Below are 19,080 nucleotides of genomic sequence, written 5' to 3'. Positions count from 1 at the left end.
GTCGGCCCGCCGCGCCCCTCCCCCGCCGCCCCAGGGGTCAGCCCTGGGCGACCCACTCCTGCTGCCGCGCCAGGTCCGCCTTCACCTCGGCGAGCTGGACCGCGACGGCCGAGGGGGCGGTGCCGCCGCGCCCGTTGCGGGCGGCGATGGCGCCGTGCACGCTGAGCACCGAGCGGACCTCGGGGGTCAGGTGCTCGGAGATCGAGGCGAACTGCTCGTCCGTCAGGTCCCCCAGCTCGATGCCCTCGGCCTCGCAGACCTTGACGCAGGCCCCGGCGACCTCGTGCGCGACCCGGAACGGCACGCCCTGCTTGACCAGCCACTCGGCGATGTCGGTGGCGAGCGAGAAGCCGGCCGGGGCCAGCTCCTCCAGCCGCTCCCGGTGCACGGTGAGGGTGGCCATCATCCCGGTGAAGGCGGGCAGCAGCACCTCCAGCGTGTCGCAGGAGTCGAAGACCGGCTCCTTGTCCTCCTGGAGGTCCCGGTTGTAGGCGAGCGGCAGCGCCTTGAGGGTGGCCAGCAGGCCGGTCAGGTTGCCGATCAGCCGACCGGACTTGCCGCGGGCGAGCTCGGCGATGTCCGGGTTCTTCTTCTGCGGCATGATCGAGGAGCCGGTGGAGAAGGCGTCGTGCAGGGTGATGAAGCCGAACTCCTTGGTGTTCCAGATGATCACCTCCTCCGCGATCCGGGAGAGGTTGACGCCGATCATCGCGGTGACGAAGGCGAATTCGGCGACGAAGTCGCGCGAGGCGGTGCCGTCGATGGAGTTGCCGACCGAGCCGCCCTCGAAGCCGAGGTCGGCGGCGACGGCCTCCGGGTCGAGACCGAGCGAGGAACCGGCCAGCGCGCCGGAGCCGTACGGGGAGACGGCGGTGCGGGCGTCCCACTGGCGCAGCCGCTCGGCGTCCCGGCCGAGGGCCTGCACGTGCGCGAGGACGTGGTGGGCGAAGAGCACCGGCTGGGCGTGCTGGAGGTGGGTGCGGCCCGGCATGGCGGTGTCCGGGTGCGCCTCGGCGAGGCCGACCAGGGCGTGCTGGAGGTCGAGCAGCAGGCCGCCGATGGTCCTGGCGTGGTCCCGCAGGTACATCCGGAACAGGGTGGCGATCTGGTCGTTGCGCGAGCGCCCGGCCCGCAGCTTGCCGCCGAGGTCGGCGCCGAGGCGCTCCAGCAGGCCGCGCTCCAGGGCGGTGTGGACGTCCTCGTCGGCGACGGTGCCGACGAAGGCCCCCGACCGGACGTCGGTGAGCAGCTGGTCGAGTCCGGCCAGCATGCCGGACAGCTCCTCGTCGGAGAGCAGGCCGGCCCGGTGGAGCACCCGGGCGTGGGCCCTGGAGCCGGCGATGTCGTACGGGGCGAGGCGCCAGTCGAAGTGGACGGAGGCCGAGAGCCTGGCCAGCGCCTCGGACGGGCCGTCGGCGAAGCGCGCGCCCCAGAGGCGGACGTCGGAGGACTGCTGGGCGGTCATCGCGGTGGCTCCTTACACTTGTGCAGTGGGTGGCATAAGTATGCATCACGCCGTATGAAACACAAAACCCCTGCCGCGGGGCTCCGCGGCAGGGGTTCGGGGTCGGGCAGGTGCTACTGCGCCTTGGCCTGGGCGAGTTGCATGAGGTGGTCGGCCAGCGCCTGGCCGCCGGCGGCGTCGCGGCTGATCAGCAGCACGGTGTCGTCGCCCGCGATGGTGCCGATGATCTCGAACACCTCGGCCTGGTCGATGGCCGAGGCGAGGAACTGCGCGGCCCCCGGCGGGGTGCGCAGCACGACCAGGTTGCCGGAGGCGGTGGCGGAGACCATGAGCTCGCCGGCCAGCCGGGCCATCCGGCCCTCGCTGGCCGACTCCCCCATCGGCGCGCGCGGCGTGCGGTCGCCGCCCTCGGCCGGGACGGCGTAGATCAGCGCGCCGTCCCGGTTGCGGATCTTGACCGCGCCCAGCTCGTCCAGGTCCCGGGAGAGGGTGGCCTGGGTGACCACGAGTCCGTCGTCGGCGAGCAGCTTCGCGAGCTGACTCTGCGAACGCACGGGCTGGCGGGTGAGCAGGTCCACGATCCGCCGGTGGCGCGCGGTGCGGGTCTGCGGGACCTGCGGCGTCGGGCCGGCGGCGGACGGGCCGGAGCGGGAATCGGTCATGTGATTATTCTCCCGGACGACGGTCAACTCGCATCGGCCGGGGCGCTCTCGCGCACCGTCCGGAGGATGCCCGGCAGCGCGGCGAGGAAGGCGTCCGCCTCCTGCTCGGTGAGCACCAGCGGCGGAGCCAGCCGTACGGCGTCCGGGACGGCGGCGTTGACCAGGAAGCCCGCCTGCTGGGCGGCGGCCTGGATCAGGGCGGAGACCGGCCGCGTGAGCACGATGCCGAGCAGCAGTCCGGCCCCGCGCACGTGCGAGACCAGCGGGTCGCCGATCGCCTCGACGCCGTGCCGCAGCCGGTCGCCGATCTTGCGGACGTGCTCCAGCAGGCCCTCGGACTCGATGGTGTCCAGCACCGCGAGTCCGGCCGCGGCGGCCACCGGGTTGCCGCCGAAGGTGGTGCCGTGCTGGCCCGGCGTGAGCAGCTCGGCGGCCTCACCGAAGGCCAGCACCGCGCCCATCGGCAGTCCGCCGCCGAGCGCCTTGGCCAGGGTGACGACGTCGGGCTCGACGCCCTCGAAGGCCTGGTGGGCGAACCAGTAGCCGGTACGGCCGATGCCGGTCTGGATCTCGTCCAGGACCAGCAGGGTGCCGGTGGCCCGGGTGATCGCGCGGGCTGCCTCGAGGTAGCCCTCGGGCAGCGGGATCGCGCCGTTCTCGCCCTGGACCGGCTCCAGGAAGACGGCGGCGGTCTCCGTGGTGACGGCGGCGCGCAGCGCCTCGACGTCGCCGAACGGGACGTGGGTGACGTCGCCGGGCAGCGGGCGGAACGGGTCCTGCTTGGCGGGCTGGCCGGTGAGCGCGAGGGCGCCCATCGTCCGGCCGTGGAAGCCGCCCTGGAGGGCGACCAGGTGGGTGCGGCCGGTGCGCCGGCTGATCTTGAAGGCGGCCTCGTTGGCCTCGGCGCCGGAGTTGCAGAAGAACACCCGGCCGCCCTCGCGTCCGTCCAGCTTCAGCAGCCGCTCGGCGAGGGCGATGGTCGGCTCGGCCATGAAGAGGTTGGAGACGTGGCCGAGGGTGGCGATCTGCTTGCTGACGGCCTCGACGACCGCCGGGTGGGCGGTGCCAAGGGCGTTGACGGCGATGCCGCCGAGCAGGTCGGTGTACTCCTTGCCGTCCGCGTCCCAGAGCTTGGCGCCCTCGCCGCGCACCAGCGGGATCCGGGGGGTGCCGTAGTTGTCGGTGAAGCTGTGCTGCCACCGGTCGGTGAGCTGCTCGTTGTGCGTCATGCCAGTCCCCCGGTCACGGTCGGTTCGTCGTCCGGCACGACCATCGTGCCGATGCCCTCGTCGGTAAAGATCTCCAGCAGCAGGCTGTGCTGCACCCGGCCGTCCAGCACGCGGGCGGTGCCCACGCCGGAGCGGACGGCGCGCAGGCAGCCCTCCATCTTGGGGAGCATGCCGCTGGCCAGACCGGGCAGCAGCGTCTCCAGCTCAGTGGCGTTGAGCTGGCTGATCACGTCGTCGGAGTTCGGCCAGTCCTTGTACAGGCCCTCGACGTCGGTCAGCACCACCAGCATCTCGGCGCCGAGGGCGACCGCCAGGGCGGCGGCCGCGGTGTCGGCGTTGATGTTGTACACGTGGCCGTCGGCGCCGCGGGCGATCGAGGAGATGACCGGGATCCGGCCGTCGGCGATCAGCGCCTTCACGGCGCCGGCCTCGATGTTGACGATGTCGCCGACCAGGCCGATGTCGACCTGTTCGCCGTCGACCACCGCGTAGCGCTTGACGGCCGTCATGGTGTGGGCGTCCTCGCCGGTCATGCCGACGGCGAACGGGCCGTGCTCGTTGAGCAGGCCGACCAGCTCGCGCTGGACCTGACCGGCCAGCACCATCCGGACAACGTCCATGGTCTCGGGGGTGGTGACGCGCAGGCCGTTGGTGAAGTTGGACTCCAGGCCGAGCCTGTCCAGCTGGGCGCTGATCTGCGGGCCGCCGCCGTGCACCACGACGGGGTGCAGCCCGGCGTAGCGGAGGAAGACGACGTCCTGGGCGAAGGCCGCCTTGAGGCTCTCGTCGACCATGGCGTTGCCGCCGAACTTGATCACGATGGTCTTGCCGTGGAAGCGCTCCAGCCAGGGCAGCGCCTCGATCAGCGTCATGGCCTTGGGCAACGCGGTGTTGTTGCGGGCCTGTTCGCCCTTGGGTGCGATCTGCACGGGATTCCCTCGTCGGAACGGATGTCGCGGATCAGCGGGTGGGTGGCTCGGCGGATCAGCTCGCGGTGGATCGGCCCGGCGGATCGGGTCGCGGCGGATCGACGCTCGGCGGATCAGCTGGAGTAGGCGCTGTTCTCGTGGACGTAGTCGGCCGTGAGGTCGTTGGTCCACAGCGAGGCGCCGGCCGTACCGGCGTTGAGGTTCGCGGTGATGACGACGTCGCGGGCCTTCATGTCCACCAGCTCGCGGTCCTCGCCCACGCCGCCGTCCTTGCAGACCCAGACGCCGTTGATGGCCACGTCGAGGCGGTCGGGGTCGAAGGCGGCGCTGGTGGTGCCGATCGCGGACAGCACCCGGCCCCAGTTGGGGTCCTCGCCGTGGATGGCGCACTTGAGCAGGTTGTTGCGGCTGATCGTGCGGGCGACCTCGACGGCCTCGTCCTCGGTGGCGGCGCCGGTGACGTCGATCCGGATGTCCTTGCTGGCGCCCTCGGCGTCGCCGATTAGCTGGCGGGCCAGGTCGGCGCTGACGGTGCGGACGGCCTCGGCGAACTCGGCCCGGTCCGGGGTGATGCCGCTGGCACCGGAGGCGAGCAGCAGCACGGTGTCGTTGGTCGACATGCAGCCGTCGGAGTCGATCCGGTCGAAGGTGGTGCGGGTGGCGCCGCGCAGCGCCGCGTCCAGATCGGCGGCGTCCAGGTCGGCGTCGGTGGTGAGCACGACCAGCATGGTGGCCAGGCTCGGGGCGAGCATGCCCGCGCCCTTGGCCATGCCGCCGACCGTCCAGCCGGCCGGGCTGGTGAACTGGGCGGTCTTGTGCACGGTGTCGGTGGTCTTGATGGCGATCGCGGCGGCCTCGCCGCCGGTCTCGCTGAGCTGCCCGGCGGCCAGGGTGACGCCGGGCAGCAGGACGTCCATCGGCAGCCGGACGCCGATCAGGCCGGTGGAGGCGACGGCGACCTCGCCGGCGTTGAGCTCCAGCTCCGCGGCGACGTGCTCCGCGGTGGCGTGGGTGTCCTGGAAGCCGGCCGGGCCGGTGCAGGCGTTGGCGCCACCGGAGTTGAGGACGACGGCGGAGACCCGGCCGCCCTTCAGGACCTGCTGGGACCAGAGCACGGGCGCGGCCTTGACCCGGTTGGCGGTGAAGACGCCGGCCGCGGCGAGCGAGGGGCCGTCGTTGACCACCAGGGCGAGGTCCGGGGTGCCGGAGGCCTTGATGCCCGCGGTCACGCCGGCGGCGCGGAAGCCCTTGGCGGCGGTCACGCCGGTGTTCTGGGTGGTCACGGTGCGACTCCGTTCAGCGGAAGGCCCAGCTCCTCGGGCAGGCCGAGGGCGATGTTCATGCTCTGCACCGCGCCGCCCGCGGTGCCCTTGACGAGGTTGTCGATCGCGCTGATCGCGATGATCCGCCCGGCGGCGGCGTCCAGGGCGACCTGGACCAGGGCGGTGTTGGCGCCGTAGACGCTGCTGGTCTGCGGCCACTGCCCCTCGGGCAGCAGGTGGACGAAGGGCTCGTCCTCGTACGCCTCGGCGTAGGCGGCGCGCAGGCTCTCGGCGCTCACGCCCGGCTTCGCCTTGGCGGAGCAGGTGGCGAGGATGCCGCGCGGCATCGGGACGAGGGTGGGTGTGAAGGAGACCGTCACCGGCTCCCCGGCGACCGGGGTGAGGTTCTGCACCATCTCCGGGGTGTGCCGGTGCACGCCGCCGACGCCGTACGGGCTGACGCTGCCCATGACCTCGCTGCCGAGCAGGTGCGGCTTGGCGGCCTTGCCGGCGCCGGAGGTGCCGGACGCGGCGACCACCACGGCCTCCGGCTCGGCGAGCCGGGACGCGTACGCCGGGAAGAGCGCCAGGGAGACGGCCGTCGGGTAGCAGCCGGGCACGGCGATCCGGTTGGTGCCCTTCAACACGGCGCGGTGGCCCGGGAGTTCGGGCAGGCCGTAGGGCCAGGTGCCGGCGTGGGCGGTGCCGTAGAACTGCTCCCAGTCGGCGGCGGCCCTGAGCCGGAAGTCGGCGCCGCAGTCGACCACCAGGACGTTCTGGCCGAGGGCCTCGGCGACGGCGGCGGACTGGCCGTGCGGCAGTGCCAGGAACACCACGTCGTGGTCGGCGAGCACCTCGGGGGTGGTGGGCTGGAGGACGCGGTCGGCCAGCGGGACCAGGTGCGGCTGCAGCGCGCCCAGTCTGCTGCCCGCGTTGGAGCCGCCGGTCAGCGCCCCGATCTCCACCTCGGGGTGGCCGAGCAGCAGACGCAGCACCTCGCCGCCCGCGTATCCGCTCGCGCCGGCGACGGCGACTTGCAATGCCATGGCGTTCCTCCTTCGTCGTGGCATGAATATACGCGGGAGGGAAAATCCATGCAAGACTGGATGGAGTTCGGACAGGCGCGACGGTTGCCGGGATCGAAGTGGTGGTCGCGGACGTGCCCCGAGTGGCGGGGGCGCCCCGCTGCGGGTTACCGCTTGACCGCGCGCAGCACCACGAACTTGGGGTTCCCGGCGACGAGTTGGCAGTTGCCGAACAGCTTGCGCAGCTTCACGTGGTACCCGAGGTGCCGGTTGCCGACCACCCAGAGTTCGCCACCGGGCCGCAGCGCCCGCCGGGCACCGCTGAACATCCGCCAGGCGGTGGCGTCGGTGGTGGCCTGGTGGGAGTGGAACGGCGGGTTGTTGAGCACCAGGTCCACCGAGCCGGCGGCGAACACCGCCGGGTCGAGCGCGTCGGCGGTGCGGAACTCGGCCGGGGCGTCCGGGCCCAGGTTGGCGCGGAAGGTCGCCTCGGCGGAGGCCACCGCCTGGTGGGACTCGTCCACGAACACCAGCTCGGCACCCGGCCCGGCCAGCGCGGCGGCCGTACCGACGACGCCGTTGCCGCAGCCGAGGTCGACCACCCGGGCCCCGGCGGCGGGGGTGGGCAGGTGGGCCAGGAAGAAACGGGTGCCGATGTCGAGCCGCTCGGCGCAGAAGGTGCCGGCGTGGTTGACCACGGTACGGCCGGCGGCGGCCCCGATGTCCGGCGGCAGCGCGTAGCGGTGCGGCCACGGGCTGGGGCCGGGGTCGAGCGCCGGGTCGGGGGTGCAGAAGATCAGCCGGGCCTTGCGAACGGCCAGCGAGGTGCGGGTCGGGCCGAGGACCTTCTCGAACAGCTGCAGGGTGGAGGTGTGGATCTCGGTCACCATGCCGGTGCCGACCACGACGGTGCCGGGGTGGATCGCCGGGGCGAGCCGGTGCAACTGGTCCTCCAGCAGGGCCAGGCTCTTGGGGACGCGCACCAGCAGGACGTCGATCCGCTCCGGCGGGGTGTCCCGGGTGGTGAGCAGCCGGGCCTCGTCGACGGCGGCGCCGGCCCGGGCCAGGTTCTCCCGGGTGGCCTGCCGGCCGAGGTGGGAGTCGGTGATCTGGACCGGCCCGTACGGCGCCAGCGCGGTGGTGAGCGCGCCCCAGCGGTCGCCGAGGACGGCGATCCGACGGCCGGCCAGCTCGGTGGCCACGCCGTCGGCGCTGTCGGCCTCGCCGGCGAGGTGGCGCAGCAGGTACTCGTCGGCGGCGTCCCAGGCCCGCAACCGCTCGCGCGGGTCCGCCGGGAAGCGGGTGAGGTCGAGGGCGCCCCAGGGCGTGGCGAACGAGGTGGCCGGCGCGGGTTCGGCGGGCGTGGTCTGCGGATTCATCGTGTTCTCAGGCTATCCGAAGGCCACCCGGGAAGGGTTCGGGCAGATACTGGAAGTGCCCGACCGAGAGGGGTGAGGGCAATGGACTGGAAACTCGAAGTCGTGGTGGTCCCGGTGGCGGACGTGGACCGCGCCAAGCTCTTCTACGAGGAGCAGGCCGGCTTCACGGTGGACCACGACACCCGGCTGCGTGACGGGATCCGGGTGGTCCAGCTGACTCCCCCGGGTTCGCACTGCTCCATCGTGGTGGGCACCGGGGTGATCGACGCGGCGCCCGGCTCGGTGAAGGGGCTCCAGCTGGTGGTGGCCGACATAGAGAAGGCGCACGCGGAACTGGCGGCGCGCGGCGTCGAGGTCAGCCCGGTCCAGCACTTCGTGGCGGGGACGCGGGTGGACGGACACGGCGAGACCTGGAACAACTTCGTGTTCTTCAACGACCCGGACGGCAACGGCTGGGCCGTCCAGGAGGCGCCCGCGGCGGCTTAGACCGCGGGGGCCGGGCCCGCGGTGGCTCGGCAGGCAGCGGCTGGGCCCGCGGTGGCCGGGCCCGCGACACCGGACGCGGCTTGGATAGGCTCCGGGGATGGCTGAACACGAGGGAAGCGTGCGGGTGGACGTCTGGATCTGGTCCGTCCGCCTGGCCAAGACGCGCTCGCTGGCCGCGGCCGCCTGCAAGGCCGGCCACGTACGGGTGAACGGCGAGCGGGCCAAGCCCGCCCAGACGCTCAAGCCCGGGGACGAGGTCCGGGTCCGCGAGGAGGGCTACGAACGGGTCGTCGAGGTGCGGAAGCTGATCCGCAAGCGGGTCGGTGCGCCGGTCGCGGCGGAGTGCCTGATCGACAACAGCCCGCCGCGACCGCCGCGCGAGCTCACGGCACCGGTCTTCGAGCGGGACCGCGGCGCGGGCCGCCCGACCAAGCGGGAGCGCCGCGACCTGGACCAGCTGCGCCGGCGGTGACCGGCCGCCGCGCTACGCCGCCACCGTGTCGGTGAGCACCCGGGCCAGGAAGGCGTCGAGGTTGAGCACCGTACGGGCGATCTGGTCCTCCAGCGGCATCGACTCGTCGGGCCGGGTGACCAGGGTGGACTTCTTCAGCCCGCGGACGTAGAGCGAACAGGCCAGGTCGGCGCAGATGTACGTGCCCACGGTGTTGCCCTCGCGCCCGGCGGCCCCGGCCCGGCGGGCGGCCAGCAGCGCGACGCCCGACCCGGCGTGCGCGGTGATGCACAGCGAGCACACGTTGGTCTTGGTCAGGCTGCGCCGGACCATCGGCGAGCGCAGCGTCACCCCGACCAGCTCGCCCCCGTACGGCGCCACCAGGTATGCCCGGTCGGGCGCGCCCTGGTCCCGCCAGCCGAGGAAGTCCAGGCTCTCCCAAGGCAGTTCGGCCAGGCCCCGGGGCAGGTTGAGCCGACCGGCCTCGCCCTTGGAGCAGTTGACGAAGGACGCGCGGATCTCTGGGTCGCTGAGGGGTTCCATGGCGCGGAAGCTAGCACCGTCCGCCGGGCGCTGTCGCGTCAATTTCGCCCGGTACGCACCGGATGGGCGGCCTGCAGCGCGAGCCGCCGGGGGGCGTCCTCGCCGATCGTGGTGAGCAGGTCGTCCAGGGCGAGGAAGGCCTCCCAGCGTTCCCGGCCGGTGGCCTCGGCGAGCCGGTCGACCACCAGGTCCTCCAGGTCGCGGACGCGCCTGTTCTTCCAGGCCTTGTCGGCCAGGCTGACCAGCAGCTCCTCGGTGGTGGTGCCGGGCTCGCCCCAACTCGCGTGACTGCGGGCGAAGCGGGCCAGCGGCTCGGCGACGCCGTGCGCCAACAGCAGGGCGTGACCCGCGGGTTCGTGCGCGGAGCCCGGTCCGGAGAGCTCTTCGGGGTGGATGACTTTGCCGATGTCGTGGGTGGCGGCGCCGAAGCGGACGGCCTCGCGGTCGAAGGCCAGGCCCTCCGCGGCGCAGAATCCGGCGATCTGCTCGGCGGCCTGGTGCACGAGTGCGAGGTGGGCGACCAGCCGGGGCGGGGCGTCGACGGCCCGCAGCAGTTCGGCGGCTCCGGTCGGCAGGGGCGGGAGCGGCGGCAGTGCGGTGGTCATGCCGCACGGTATCCGCTCGGGTGAGGGGTTGTCAGCGCCCGGCCGCGGGCTGCGATCGGCCGGTCCCGGCGCCGGAGGGGGCGCCGGGACCGGCCGTGCTCACGCTTCCGAGGCCGTCACGGCCTCACGCCGTCACGGGCTTCACGCCTGCCCGGCCGCACGCCTTCACGCCGTCACGCCTTGACCGCGACGCCCGCGTACGCGGAGACGTCCTGCCAGCCCTCCGGCAGCTCGGTGGTGCGGACGTGCCCCGCGGTCGGGCGCCAGAGCGGCAGCTGGACGAGCCCGGGGCCGACGAACTCGAAGTCGCCGAAGAAGGGTTCGACTCCCGCCCGGGGCCGCAGCACCAGCGGGGCGCTGGCGCTCCGGTAGATCCGGGTGCCCTCGGCGGCACTCTCGCGGGAGGCGAAGTCGGGGCTGCCGTGGGAGAGGATCAGGGCGCTGCCGGGAGCGAGCGCGTCGCGCAGGGTGCGGACGATCCGCTCGGCGCCGTCCTCGTCGCGGATGAAGTGCAGGACGGCGACGAGCATCAGCGCGACGGGCCGGGAGAGGTCGACGGCGGCGGCCAGCGCGGGGTGGCCGAGGATCGCCTCCGGGTCGCGCAGGTCGGCCTCGATGACCGAGGTGTGTCCGGCCGGGTGGCCGGCCAGCAGGGCGCGGGCGTGGGTCGCGACGATCGGGTCGTTGTCCACGTACACGACCCGGGCGTCCGGGGCGACCCGCTGGGCGACCTCGCTGGTGGAGCCCACGGCGGGGATCCCGGTGCCGATGTCGATGAACTGGCGGATCCCCCGGCCCGCCGCGAACTCGACGGCCCGGCCGAGGAACTGCCGGTTGGTGCGGGCCAGCAGCGGCAGCGCCGGGTAGGCGGCTATCGCGGCCTGGGCGGCCTTGCGGTCCGCCTCGAAGTTGTCCTTGCCGCCCAGGTAGTAGTCGTACATCCGGGCGGTGTGCGGGACGCCGGTGTCGAGTTCGCTCGGCGGCTGCCAGTCGTCAGCTCTGGCCCACTCCCAGCCGGTGCGGCTGTCCCGGTCGGTGGCCGCGGTGGCCGCGGTGTCCTCGTGCATCCTGTTCCGCCCCCAATGCGCAATGCCGGAATGTGCCTACTGCCCCGTAACACGTGGTGCGCGGTGATCGTATCCAAGGACACCCCGTGGAAACAGCGGGAGTTCAGGTTTACGCAACACCCGAGAAAAGAGTGTGTGCACGTCAAAGCTGGTTCGGACGGCGGCACCGGATCGCCGGGCGGTGCTGTCATCTCTATGCTGGCTGCCGATGACTGCCGACCGCCGCACCGTACTGCGCACCGCCGCCAAGCTGGCCGCCCTGTCCGCCTCCGCCGGGCTCCTGACGTCCTGCGGCAGCGACACGCCCCGCCGCGCCGAGCCCGGGGCGGCGCTCGCCGCGCACCCCGGCAGTGTCGATCCCCAGCACACCACCGACCCGGCCTGGAAGGGCGGGGAGGAGCCCGCCTCCCCCTCCCCGACCGGCCCGGCGCCCACCGCCACGGGGACCCCGGCGGCCCCCCAGACCTCCGCCCCGCCGACCCCGCCCGTGCTGCCGCCGCTGGCGGCCGGCACCCCGTACGAGGTGGTGCACGGCCCGCGGACCGCCAAGAACGTGGCCCTCACCTGCCACGGCAGCGGCGACCCGAAGCTCGCCACCGCCCTGCTGGAGACGGCCGAGCAGCACGGCGCCAGGCTGACCGTGATGGTGGTCGGCAGCTGGCTGGACCAGCAGCCGCAGATGGTCCGGCGGATCCTGGACGCCGGCCACGAGCTGGGCAACCACACCCAGAACCACCTCGACATCTCCTCGATGAGCCCGGATCAGGCCCGCGCCGAGATCGCCCAGTGCGCCGACCGGCTGAAGGCGCTGACCGGCTCGATCGGCCGCTGGTTCCGCCCCTCCGCCGCGCAGTACGCCACCTCGATGGTGGCCCAGCAGGCCAAGGCCGTCGGCTACGAGCACGTGCTGTCCTTCGACGTCGACCCGCGCGACTACACCGACCCGACCGCCGCCGAGCTGCAGCGCCGGGTGCTGAGCGCGGTGCGCGGCGGCTCGGTGGTGGCCCTGCACATGGGCCACCAGTGCACCATCGACGCGCTTCCGGCGATCCTGGACGGGCTGGGCAAGGCGGGGCTCAAGGCGGTCACCGCCAGCCAGCTGTGCGCCTGAGCGGCTGATCGGACCGACCCGACGGCCTGGTACCCGATGGCCTGAGCGGTCGGGCCGGGCCGGGTCGGGTCGGGCGGCCCACTCAGGCCATCGGGTCGTCGCCCTTGTACGGGCGCAGCCGCAGGGTCCGGGCGTCCGCCGTCCGGATCTCCTCGGCCCGCTGGACCAGCTCCTCCAGGTCGTCGCGCCCGGCGTGGATGAACCGCCCGTGCAGCGCGTCGAAGCGGCCGCGGGCCGCGTCCACGGTGACCGCGACCATGTACGGGATGGAGGCCCAGGCCTTCATGTCCCGGAACATCGGCATCCCGGCGGTCATGTCGGTGGGCACCGCGCCGGGGCTGATGTCGAGGACCACGACGTGGTGCCGGGCCAGCGAGTCCGCCATGTTGTCGGAGAGCTGGAGCAGCGCGCCCTTGGAGGTCGCGTACGCGGTGTAGTTGCCGTCCGGGCGCAGCGCGAAGCCGGAGCTGAGGTTGACCACCCGGCCGCTGCGGCGGGTGACCATGCCGGGCAGGACGCAGCGCAGCAGGTTGTAGGGGCCGCGCAGGTTGGTCTCGACCACCTGCCACCACTGGTTGGGGTCGGTCTCCCAGAGCGGCACCTCCTCCCGGTCGACCAGGCCGGCGTTGTTGACCAGCAGGTCGATCGGACCGAGGTCCCGCTCGACCAGCCGGACGGCCTCGCGCACCGAGCCGTGGCGGCAGACGTCGGCGGTGACGGCGACGCCCCGGGAGCCGTGCTTGACGCACTCCTTGAGGGTCGCGGTCAGCGTGTCGTGGGTGCGGCCGACCAGGCCGACGGCCATTCCCTCGGCGGCCAGCCCGATGGCGATCTCCCGGCCGATGCCCCGGCCGGCGCCGGTGACCAGGGCGACCTGCCCCGTGAGCGATCCCATCGGTACCGTGTTCTCCCTTCCCGTCCCCTGCCCCCGTCTGCGGCATTCTGTCGGGCACCGGGCGGCGGCGGCCCCGGGCACACGCGCGGGCGGCGCGGCCTCACCCGTTCGGAGGACCCGTCGGACCGGCGTCGCGCCGGGAAACGCGCTGGCACTGCGCCGGGGAGGGGGTGACCTACTCGCCGGTACGGAGTAGTAACGTCGTCGGGGCGGTGACCGGTGCACCCATTCCGGTACACCGACCCGTTGACCAGCAGCTCGCTGGGCCACCAGTTCGCTGGGCGACCCCCAGCACCACCGAAGGGCAACTGAGTGAGTGACATCGCGCGCGTCGGAGTAGTCGGCTGCGGACTGATGGGGTCGGGCATCGCCGAGGTCTTCGCCCGGGCCGGGCTGGACGTCATGGTGTCGGAGGCCAGCGGTGAGGCGCTGGAGTTCGGGCGCACCCGGCTGACCAACTCGCTGGAGACGGCGGTCAAGCGCGGCAAGCTGACCCCGGAGCAGCGGGACGAGGCGCTGTCCCGGCTGTCCTTCACCGTCGAGCTGTCCGACTTCGCCGACCGCGACCTGGTGGTCGAGGCGGTCGCCGAGCGCGAGGACGTCAAGGTCAAGATCTTCGAGACCCTGGACCGGGTGATCGAGCGCCGCGACGCGATCCTGGCCTCCAACACCTCCTCGATCCCGATCGTGAAGCTGGCCGCCGCCACCTCCCGCCCGGAGCAGGTCATCGGCCTGCACTTCTTCAACCCGGCGCCGGTGCAGAAGCTGGTCGAGGTCATCCCGACCCTGACCACGTCGGCCGTCACCACCGAGCGGGTCGAGGCCTTCGCCTCCCAGGTGCTCGCCAAGGAGCCGATCCGCGCCCGCGACCGGGCCGGCTTCGTGGTGAACGCGCTGCTCGTGCCCTACCTGCTCTCCGCGGTCCGGATGTTCGAGTCGGGCGTGGCCACCGCCTCCGACATCGACAAGGGCATGGAGGCCGGCTGCGCCCACCCGATGGGCCCGCTGCGGCTGTGCGACCTGATCGGCCTGGACACCATCGTGTCGATCGCCGAGTCGATGTACGACGAGTACAAGGAGCCGCTGTACGCCGCTCCGCCGCTGCTGTCCCGGATGGTCGACGCCGGCCTGCTGGGCCGTAAGTCCGGCCGCGGCTTCTACGACTACACCGCGAGCGCCTGATCCTCGACGGCGGGGGCGCGGCCGCACCGGGTCGGTGCGGCCGCGCCCCCGCCGGGTTCCGGACGGTCCCGGCTACTTGACGCCGGCCTCCGCGCAGGCCTCCTCGTACTGCTGGGTGCAGATGTCCGACGCCTTGTAGAGCCCGCCGGCGACGACGGTGGCCTCCACCCTCGACTTGGTCACCACGATCGGGGTGAGGAGCAGCGAGGGGATGTGCAGCCCGCCGCTGTCCGTGGACGAGGTCGCGGTGGTGCTGATGTCCATGCCCTCGGCCAGCTGGACGGCGATGGTGCCCGCCGCGTCCGTCTCGGGCTTGTACGGCTTGTAGATGGTGTACGCCTGCTCGCCCGTGAGCACCCGGCGGATCGCGTCGATGGAGGCGTCCTGGCCGCCCACCGGCACGTTCTTGATGCCTGCGGCCTTCAGGGCGTCGATGACGGCGGCGGCCATCCCGTCGTTCGCGGCGTAGACGGCCTGGATGCCGTTCTTCCCGAGGCTCTGGATGGCTTCGTTCGTCTTCGCCGTGGCCACCTCCGGCTTCCACTCGCCGGACTGCTCGTAGGCGATCTTGACCTTGCCGTCCAGCGCCAGGTGCGCGCCCGTCTTGAACTGCGCCGCGTTGGGGTCGGACTCGGCGCCGTCGATCATCACGACGTTGGCCGAGGAGGCCTTCGGCCCGAGGGCGTCGAGCAGGGACTGGCCCTGGAGTTGGCCGGTCCGCTGGTTGTCGAAGGAGACGTACGCCGCGACCTTGCCCTGGGCCAGCCGGTCGTAGGCGACGACCTTCACGCCCTTGGCGTTGGCGGCGTCCACCCACGGGGCGGTGAGCTTGGCGTCGACCGGGTCGAGCAGGATGACCTTCACGCCCTTGGCGACCAGGTCGTCGAACTGCTTCTTCTGGGCGTTCGCGTCGCCGCCCGCGTTGGCGTAGCTCACCGTGCACTTCGAGCAGAGGCCCGCCACCGTCTTCTCGATCAGCGGCTTGTCGAACGTGTCGTACCGGGTGGAGGAGGTGCTCTCCGGTAGCAGCAGACCGATGCCCTCGCCGCCGTCTCCGCCGGCCGCCGGTGTCTGGGTCGCGACGGTCTGACCGCAGGCCGTGAGAGCGAGTGCGAGCGACACGGCGGCCGTGCCCGTGGCCGCGACGCGCATGGGTCTGATCATGATCGGTGGTGCCTCCTGTACTGCGCCGCAACACTGCGGCAGGGGAGGGAGTCAAACGCCACCGGGCGAATGCGTCAATGCGGGAGGGATCCTTCGTTATCCCGTTGCTCGATTCGTTACGGGATGAACAGGACTTTCACACTCCCTTGGGTATTTCGCGGGGGGCCGTTCGCGGGGGGGGCGAATGCCGGTGCGGCGGGCGACCGGGGCGAACGGCCTCCCGCCACTGCTCCGACCCGGGCGTCAGCTGTCGATGCTGTAGCTGTCGCCGTAGACCTTCCACTTGAGCGGCGGGTTGAGGTCGAAGTTCCCGGCGTTGAGGAACACCAGCTGCTCGGTGTCGACCCGACTGGTGTCGGAGTGCGCGGCCTCCTTCTTCATGGCCACCTTGCGGGCGGCAAGGAAGGCCTTGAGGTAGGTGGCCTCGTCGCCGCCCTGGGCGGGCGTCCTCGCCTTCTTCATCGCGGCCGCGCGGATGCCGCCGAAGCTGTCGGAGCTGTCGCCCGGGCCGTGCATCACGATGGCGTCGTAGTAGGCGAACTGGCCGAGCGCGCGGAGGCCGTCGGCCTTGGCCTGGTTGACGGCGGGGTTGAAGTACACCCGGTCGCGCTCGTCGTTCTGGGCCTGCTGGAAGGCAGGGTCCTTGGCGGCGGCGGCCCAGTCCTTGGTGAAGGCGGTGCCGAGCCCGGCGTGCGAGTCGCTGCCGTTGACCTTCTTCAGCGCGGGCAGGTACTTGGCGAGGACGTTGCCGGGGTTGAGGTCGGTGTAGTGCTGGACCAGCTCCAGCATGTCGCCCGTGCCCGAGCAGAAGCCGATGATGCCGGCGGTGTAGCCGCGGCCGTCACCGATGTCCTCGATGTACTTGTACTGGGCCTTCCAGTCCAGCGACGAGTTCTCCGCACTGGACACCAGCTGCATCGCGATGTCCTTCTTGTGCGGGTCGTCGAGGCCGGCCCCCTTGAGCCGGACGGAGGCCGCGGCCTCGGGGGCGGCCTGGGCGGCCGAGGTGGCCGCGACGGTGAGGGGCGCGGCCACCAGAGCGGCGGCGAGGGCGATGCGGAGGGCACGGCGGGGCTGAGGGCGCATGGGGATGCTCCGATTCCTCGTAGGTTAGGAAACCTTCCTAACGAGAAGCAAACGCCCAGGGCGCCGTCCCCGCAAGGGATTTGACGTATTCACTTCAACACAGATGTGAACGGCCCAGGTCAGGCAGCCCGACGCCGCACCCACCAGACCGCGGCGGCGCACAGCGCCACGGCGAGCAGGGTCGTCCAGCCGAACTCGATCCACTGGAACGGCCAGAGCCGGTCCGCCGGTTGGTACACCTGGTGCATGGTGTAACCGCCGTCGCTCACCAGGGACTGGAGGTTGGCGTAGTCACGTCCGAGGTTGTAGAAGTCGCTCTCGGAGATCCGGTTGCCGGCCGGGTCGGAGAACCAGACGCTCAGCACCCAGCGGTCGTCCAGCGCCAGCGGCGCCAGGGTGTGCACCGGCTCCTCCACCGGAGCCATGTAGTGCGAACGCACGGCGTACGCGAGGAACGGCAGCGCGACCGAGACCGCCAGGCCGAGGCCCACCGCGATCACCGTGCGGCGCAGCACCGCGCCGGCCAGCGCCGCCACCCCGAAGGCCACCAGCACCCGGCCGACCAGGACGGGCGGCAGCTGCACGAAGGCCTCCGGGCTGAAGCTTCCGCTCGCCATCACCGACGGCACGCTCCACCACCGCAGCAGCAACCCGAACGGCACCGACACGCCGGCCAGCACCGCGCCGCCCACGACCAGGCCGCCCGCCGTCCAGCGGCTCCGCCCCGCACCCTGGGTCCAGGCGAAGCGGACCGTGCCGTGCTCGAACTCCCGTGCCAGCAAGGGGCCGCCGAGGAAGGCGCCGAAGGTTCCACCGAGGACGTAGGACACGGAGGTGAGCATCGGCACGCTGTCGGCGTACTGGTGCAGGAACTGCTTGAACTTGACCCGACAGGCGTCGGTGGCCGGGTCGCAGGATCCCGCGCCCGTCCGGTCCAGCCCGGCGTGCAGGTACCAGCCGTGGAGCAGCAGGGCGAGCGAGACCACGCCCATCACGGCGAGCAGGGTCAGCAGCGCGGGGCGGTGGCGCAGCCCGGCGGCCCGCAGCACGGCGGAGCGGGGCGGGGCGAGGGTGGTCGAACTCACGACAGTACCTTCTGGTTCGGACGGACGGCCCCGCGCGGGCCGGGCAGGGCGGAGGCGGCCGGCTCGCGAAGGTAGGCGAGCACCAACTCCTCCAGGCCGATGCGCTGTTGACGCCAGCCTCCGGAGACCGGCGCGTCCACGCCGCCGGTGCGGACCAGCAGGTGGGACTGGGCACCGGCCCGGCGGTCGCGGACCACCGGCAGGCGCTCGGCGACCGCGTCGGCCTCGGCGGTCGGGCCGGTGAGCATCCGGTGGTCGGCCAGCAGGTCGTCCACCTCCCCCGACACCTGGACCCGGCCGCCGGCCAGCACCACCAGGTAGTCGCAGCTCTGTTCCAGCTCGTTGACGGCGTGCGAGGAGAACACCACCGACAGGCCGTCCTCGGCCACCGCGGTGAGCAGCGCCGACATGAAGTCGTGCCGGGCGAGCGGGTCGAGCGCGGCCAACGGCTCGTCCAGGAGCAGGAGTTCCGGCCGCTTGGCGAGGGCCAGGGCGAGCGAGACCTGGGCCTGCTGGCCGCCGGAGAGCCGGCCGTACTTGCGCTCCAGCGGGATGCCGAGGCCGTCCAGATGGTCGCGCGCCCGGGCGTCGTCCCAGCGCCGGTTGAGGTGGCGGCCGATCGCGAGCAGGTCGCGGACGGGCAGTCCGGGGTAGAGGGCGGCGTTCTGGGCGACGAAGCCGATCCGGTCCAGGGCCCGTGGCGAGCCGGGGAGTTGGTCGCCGAGGACGGTCATCGCGCCCTCGCTGGGCAGGGTGAGGCCGGCGGCCAGGCTGAGCAGGGTGGTCTTGCCGGCGCCGTTCGGGCCGACCAGGGCCACCACGTGCCCGGCCGGGACGGCGAGGTGGCAGTCCCGCAGCGCCCAGGAGCGGCGGTAGCGCTTGCCGATCCCCCCGCAGTCGATCACCGTGTCCGTCGCCATCACGCCACCACCCCGTCGCGGCCCTCACGCAGGTCGCGCAGCGCGTCCTCGAACACCGCGACCATCCCCCCCTCGTCCAGCCCGGCGGCCCGCGCCGAGCGCATCCAGTCCAGCAAGCCCCGCCGCAGCGCCGCCCGTTCGCGCAGCGGCACCACTCCGGCGGGCATCCCGCGCACGAAGGTGCCCTGGCCGCGCCGGCCGGCCGCCAGGCCGCGGTGCTCCAGTTCCCGGTAGGCCTTGAGCACGGTGTTGGGGTTGATCGCCAGCCCGGCGACCACCTCGCGCACCCGGGGCAGCCGGTCCCCCTCCGCCAACCAGCCCATCCGCAGCGCCTGTTCGACCTGCTGCACGAGTTGCAGGTAGGTCGGAACACCGGAGGCCGGGTCCAGGCGGAACTCGATCGGGGAGGGCCGGTCGGCGCTTTTATCTAGTTCCATAGTTAATGAGTTAAGTGGAGGTGGTGACGGGTTGTCAATCCCGGACAACGCGAAGGGCCCCGCCCGGACCGAGGTTGGTCCGGGCGGGGCCCTTCAC

At 72.6% G+C, this 19,080-nt stretch carries 20 protein-coding genes; 4 read left to right on the top strand and 16 right to left on the bottom strand.

The window, feature by feature from the left end:
• Nucleotides 1-37: 37 nt before the first annotated feature.
• From argH to BOQ63_RS33820, 7 genes are all read right to left on the bottom strand, one after another.
• Nucleotides 38-1,465: an argininosuccinate lyase gene (gene argH, locus BOQ63_RS33850; protein WP_030286277.1), complete on the bottom strand. Its 1,428-nt coding sequence runs from the start codon at nucleotides 1,463-1,465 to the stop codon at nucleotides 38-40.
• A gap of 113 nt (nucleotides 1,466-1,578) precedes the next feature.
• The gene (locus BOQ63_RS33845; protein WP_030286274.1) at nucleotides 1,579-2,127 is read right to left on the bottom strand and encodes an arginine repressor; all 549 of its coding nucleotides are present in this window, start codon (nucleotides 2,125-2,127) and stop codon (nucleotides 1,579-1,581) included.
• A 23-nt stretch (nucleotides 2,128-2,150) separates the two neighbouring features.
• A complete protein-coding gene (locus tag BOQ63_RS33840; RefSeq protein ID WP_030286272.1) occupies nucleotides 2,151-3,356 on the bottom strand; it encodes an acetylornithine transaminase in 1,206 nt (401 codons plus the stop codon).
• Nucleotides 3,353-4,228: an acetylglutamate kinase gene (gene argB, locus BOQ63_RS33835; RefSeq protein ID WP_046386506.1), complete on the bottom strand. Its 876-nt coding sequence runs from the start codon at nucleotides 4,226-4,228 to the stop codon at nucleotides 3,353-3,355. Before argB ends, BOQ63_RS33840 begins: the two co-directional genes overlap by 4 nt.
• Nucleotides 4,229-4,398: 170 nt before the next feature.
• The gene (gene argJ / locus BOQ63_RS33830; protein ID WP_167395813.1) at nucleotides 4,399-5,568 is read right to left on the bottom strand and encodes a bifunctional glutamate N-acetyltransferase/amino-acid acetyltransferase ArgJ; all 1,170 of its coding nucleotides are present in this window, start codon (nucleotides 5,566-5,568) and stop codon (nucleotides 4,399-4,401) included.
• Nucleotides 5,565-6,593 carry an N-acetyl-gamma-glutamyl-phosphate reductase gene (gene argC, locus BOQ63_RS33825; RefSeq protein WP_030286268.1) on the bottom strand — a complete coding sequence of 343 codons (1,029 nt, stop codon included), beginning with the start codon at nucleotides 6,591-6,593 and terminating at the stop codon, nucleotides 5,565-5,567. Before argC ends, argJ begins: the two co-directional genes overlap by 4 nt.
• A gap of 146 nt (nucleotides 6,594-6,739) precedes the next feature.
• Nucleotides 6,740-7,951, bottom strand: coding sequence for a methyltransferase (locus BOQ63_RS33820; protein WP_051747005.1), 1,212 nt, complete (start codon nucleotides 7,949-7,951; stop codon nucleotides 6,740-6,742).
• An 81-nt stretch (nucleotides 7,952-8,032) separates the two neighbouring features.
• On the opposite strand from BOQ63_RS33820, the gene BOQ63_RS33815 reads away from it, so the two are divergent.
• Both BOQ63_RS33815 and BOQ63_RS33810 read left to right on the top strand, forming a co-directional pair.
• On the top strand, nucleotides 8,033-8,437 hold the full coding sequence (locus BOQ63_RS33815; protein ID WP_030553625.1) for a VOC family protein: 405 nt from the start codon (nucleotides 8,033-8,035) through the stop codon (nucleotides 8,435-8,437).
• Between the two features lie 97 nt (nucleotides 8,438-8,534).
• Entirely contained in the window at nucleotides 8,535-8,909 is a 375-nt protein-coding gene (locus BOQ63_RS33810; protein WP_030286262.1) for an RNA-binding S4 domain-containing protein, read from the top strand.
• 12 nt (nucleotides 8,910-8,921) lie between these two features.
• Here BOQ63_RS33810 and BOQ63_RS33805 read toward each other — a convergent pair whose 3' ends face one another.
• The 3 genes from BOQ63_RS33805 to BOQ63_RS33795 form a co-directional block, all read right to left on the bottom strand.
• Complete coding sequence (locus tag BOQ63_RS33805; RefSeq protein ID WP_030286260.1) at nucleotides 8,922-9,431, bottom strand: FBP domain-containing protein; 510 nt, start codon at nucleotides 9,429-9,431, stop codon at nucleotides 8,922-8,924.
• Nucleotides 9,432-9,469: 38 nt separating this feature from the next.
• The gene (locus BOQ63_RS33800; protein WP_072655504.1) at nucleotides 9,470-10,036 is read right to left on the bottom strand and encodes an HD domain-containing protein; all 567 of its coding nucleotides are present in this window, start codon (nucleotides 10,034-10,036) and stop codon (nucleotides 9,470-9,472) included.
• Nucleotides 10,037-10,209: 173 nt separating this feature from the next.
• On the bottom strand, nucleotides 10,210-11,103 hold the full coding sequence (locus tag BOQ63_RS33795; protein ID WP_078656723.1) for an SAM-dependent methyltransferase: 894 nt from the start codon (nucleotides 11,101-11,103) through the stop codon (nucleotides 10,210-10,212).
• A 208-nt stretch (nucleotides 11,104-11,311) separates the two neighbouring features.
• Between BOQ63_RS33795 and BOQ63_RS33790 the strand changes: the two genes are divergently transcribed.
• On the top strand, nucleotides 11,312-12,214 hold the full coding sequence (locus tag BOQ63_RS33790; protein ID WP_030286254.1) for a polysaccharide deacetylase family protein: 903 nt from the start codon (nucleotides 11,312-11,314) through the stop codon (nucleotides 12,212-12,214).
• An 82-nt stretch (nucleotides 12,215-12,296) separates the two neighbouring features.
• On the opposite strand, the gene BOQ63_RS33785 is transcribed toward BOQ63_RS33790, so the two are convergent.
• Nucleotides 12,297-13,109 (bottom strand): SDR family NAD(P)-dependent oxidoreductase, encoded by an 813-nt coding sequence (locus BOQ63_RS33785; RefSeq protein WP_030286252.1) that lies wholly within the window; start codon nucleotides 13,107-13,109, stop codon nucleotides 12,297-12,299.
• Between the two features lie 312 nt (nucleotides 13,110-13,421).
• Here BOQ63_RS33785 and BOQ63_RS33780 point away from each other — a divergent pair, with 312 nt between their 5' ends.
• Nucleotides 13,422-14,291, top strand: coding sequence for a 3-hydroxybutyryl-CoA dehydrogenase (locus BOQ63_RS33780; RefSeq protein WP_046386569.1), 870 nt, complete (start codon nucleotides 13,422-13,424; stop codon nucleotides 14,289-14,291).
• 72 nt (nucleotides 14,292-14,363) lie between these two features.
• On the opposite strand, the gene BOQ63_RS33775 is transcribed toward BOQ63_RS33780, so the two are convergent.
• From BOQ63_RS33775 to BOQ63_RS33755, 5 genes are all read right to left on the bottom strand, one after another.
• Nucleotides 14,364-15,455 carry a sugar ABC transporter substrate-binding protein gene (locus BOQ63_RS33775; RefSeq protein ID WP_030286248.1) on the bottom strand — a complete coding sequence of 364 codons (1,092 nt, stop codon included), beginning with the start codon at nucleotides 15,453-15,455 and terminating at the stop codon, nucleotides 14,364-14,366.
• Nucleotides 15,456-15,698: 243 nt separating this feature from the next.
• Entirely contained in the window at nucleotides 15,699-16,541 is an 843-nt protein-coding gene (locus tag BOQ63_RS33770; RefSeq protein ID WP_030286246.1) for a chitosanase, read from the bottom strand.
• A gap of 119 nt (nucleotides 16,542-16,660) precedes the next feature.
• Nucleotides 16,661-17,626 carry an ABC-2 membrane transporter-related protein gene (locus BOQ63_RS33765; protein ID WP_030553614.1) on the bottom strand — a complete coding sequence of 322 codons (966 nt, stop codon included), beginning with the start codon at nucleotides 17,624-17,626 and terminating at the stop codon, nucleotides 16,661-16,663.
• Nucleotides 17,623-18,546, bottom strand: a complete 924-nt coding sequence (locus tag BOQ63_RS33760; RefSeq protein WP_046386570.1) for an ATP-binding cassette domain-containing protein — start codon at nucleotides 18,544-18,546, stop codon at nucleotides 17,623-17,625. Before BOQ63_RS33760 ends, BOQ63_RS33765 begins: the two co-directional genes overlap by 4 nt.
• Nucleotides 18,546-18,983 carry a GntR family transcriptional regulator gene (locus BOQ63_RS33755; protein WP_046386571.1) on the bottom strand — a complete coding sequence of 146 codons (438 nt, stop codon included), beginning with the start codon at nucleotides 18,981-18,983 and terminating at the stop codon, nucleotides 18,546-18,548. The genes BOQ63_RS33760 and BOQ63_RS33755 overlap by 1 nt, the downstream gene beginning before the upstream one ends.
• Nucleotides 18,984-19,080 lie beyond the last annotated feature (97 nt).

Origin of the sequence: Streptomyces viridifaciens, from assembly GCF_001888885.2 — a bacterium.
Taxonomy (GTDB): domain Bacteria; phylum Actinomycetota; class Actinomycetes; order Streptomycetales; family Streptomycetaceae; genus Kitasatospora; species Kitasatospora aureofaciens.
Note: the sequence above shows the minus strand (reverse complement) of the source record. Positions and strands in the feature narration are given on the sequence as shown.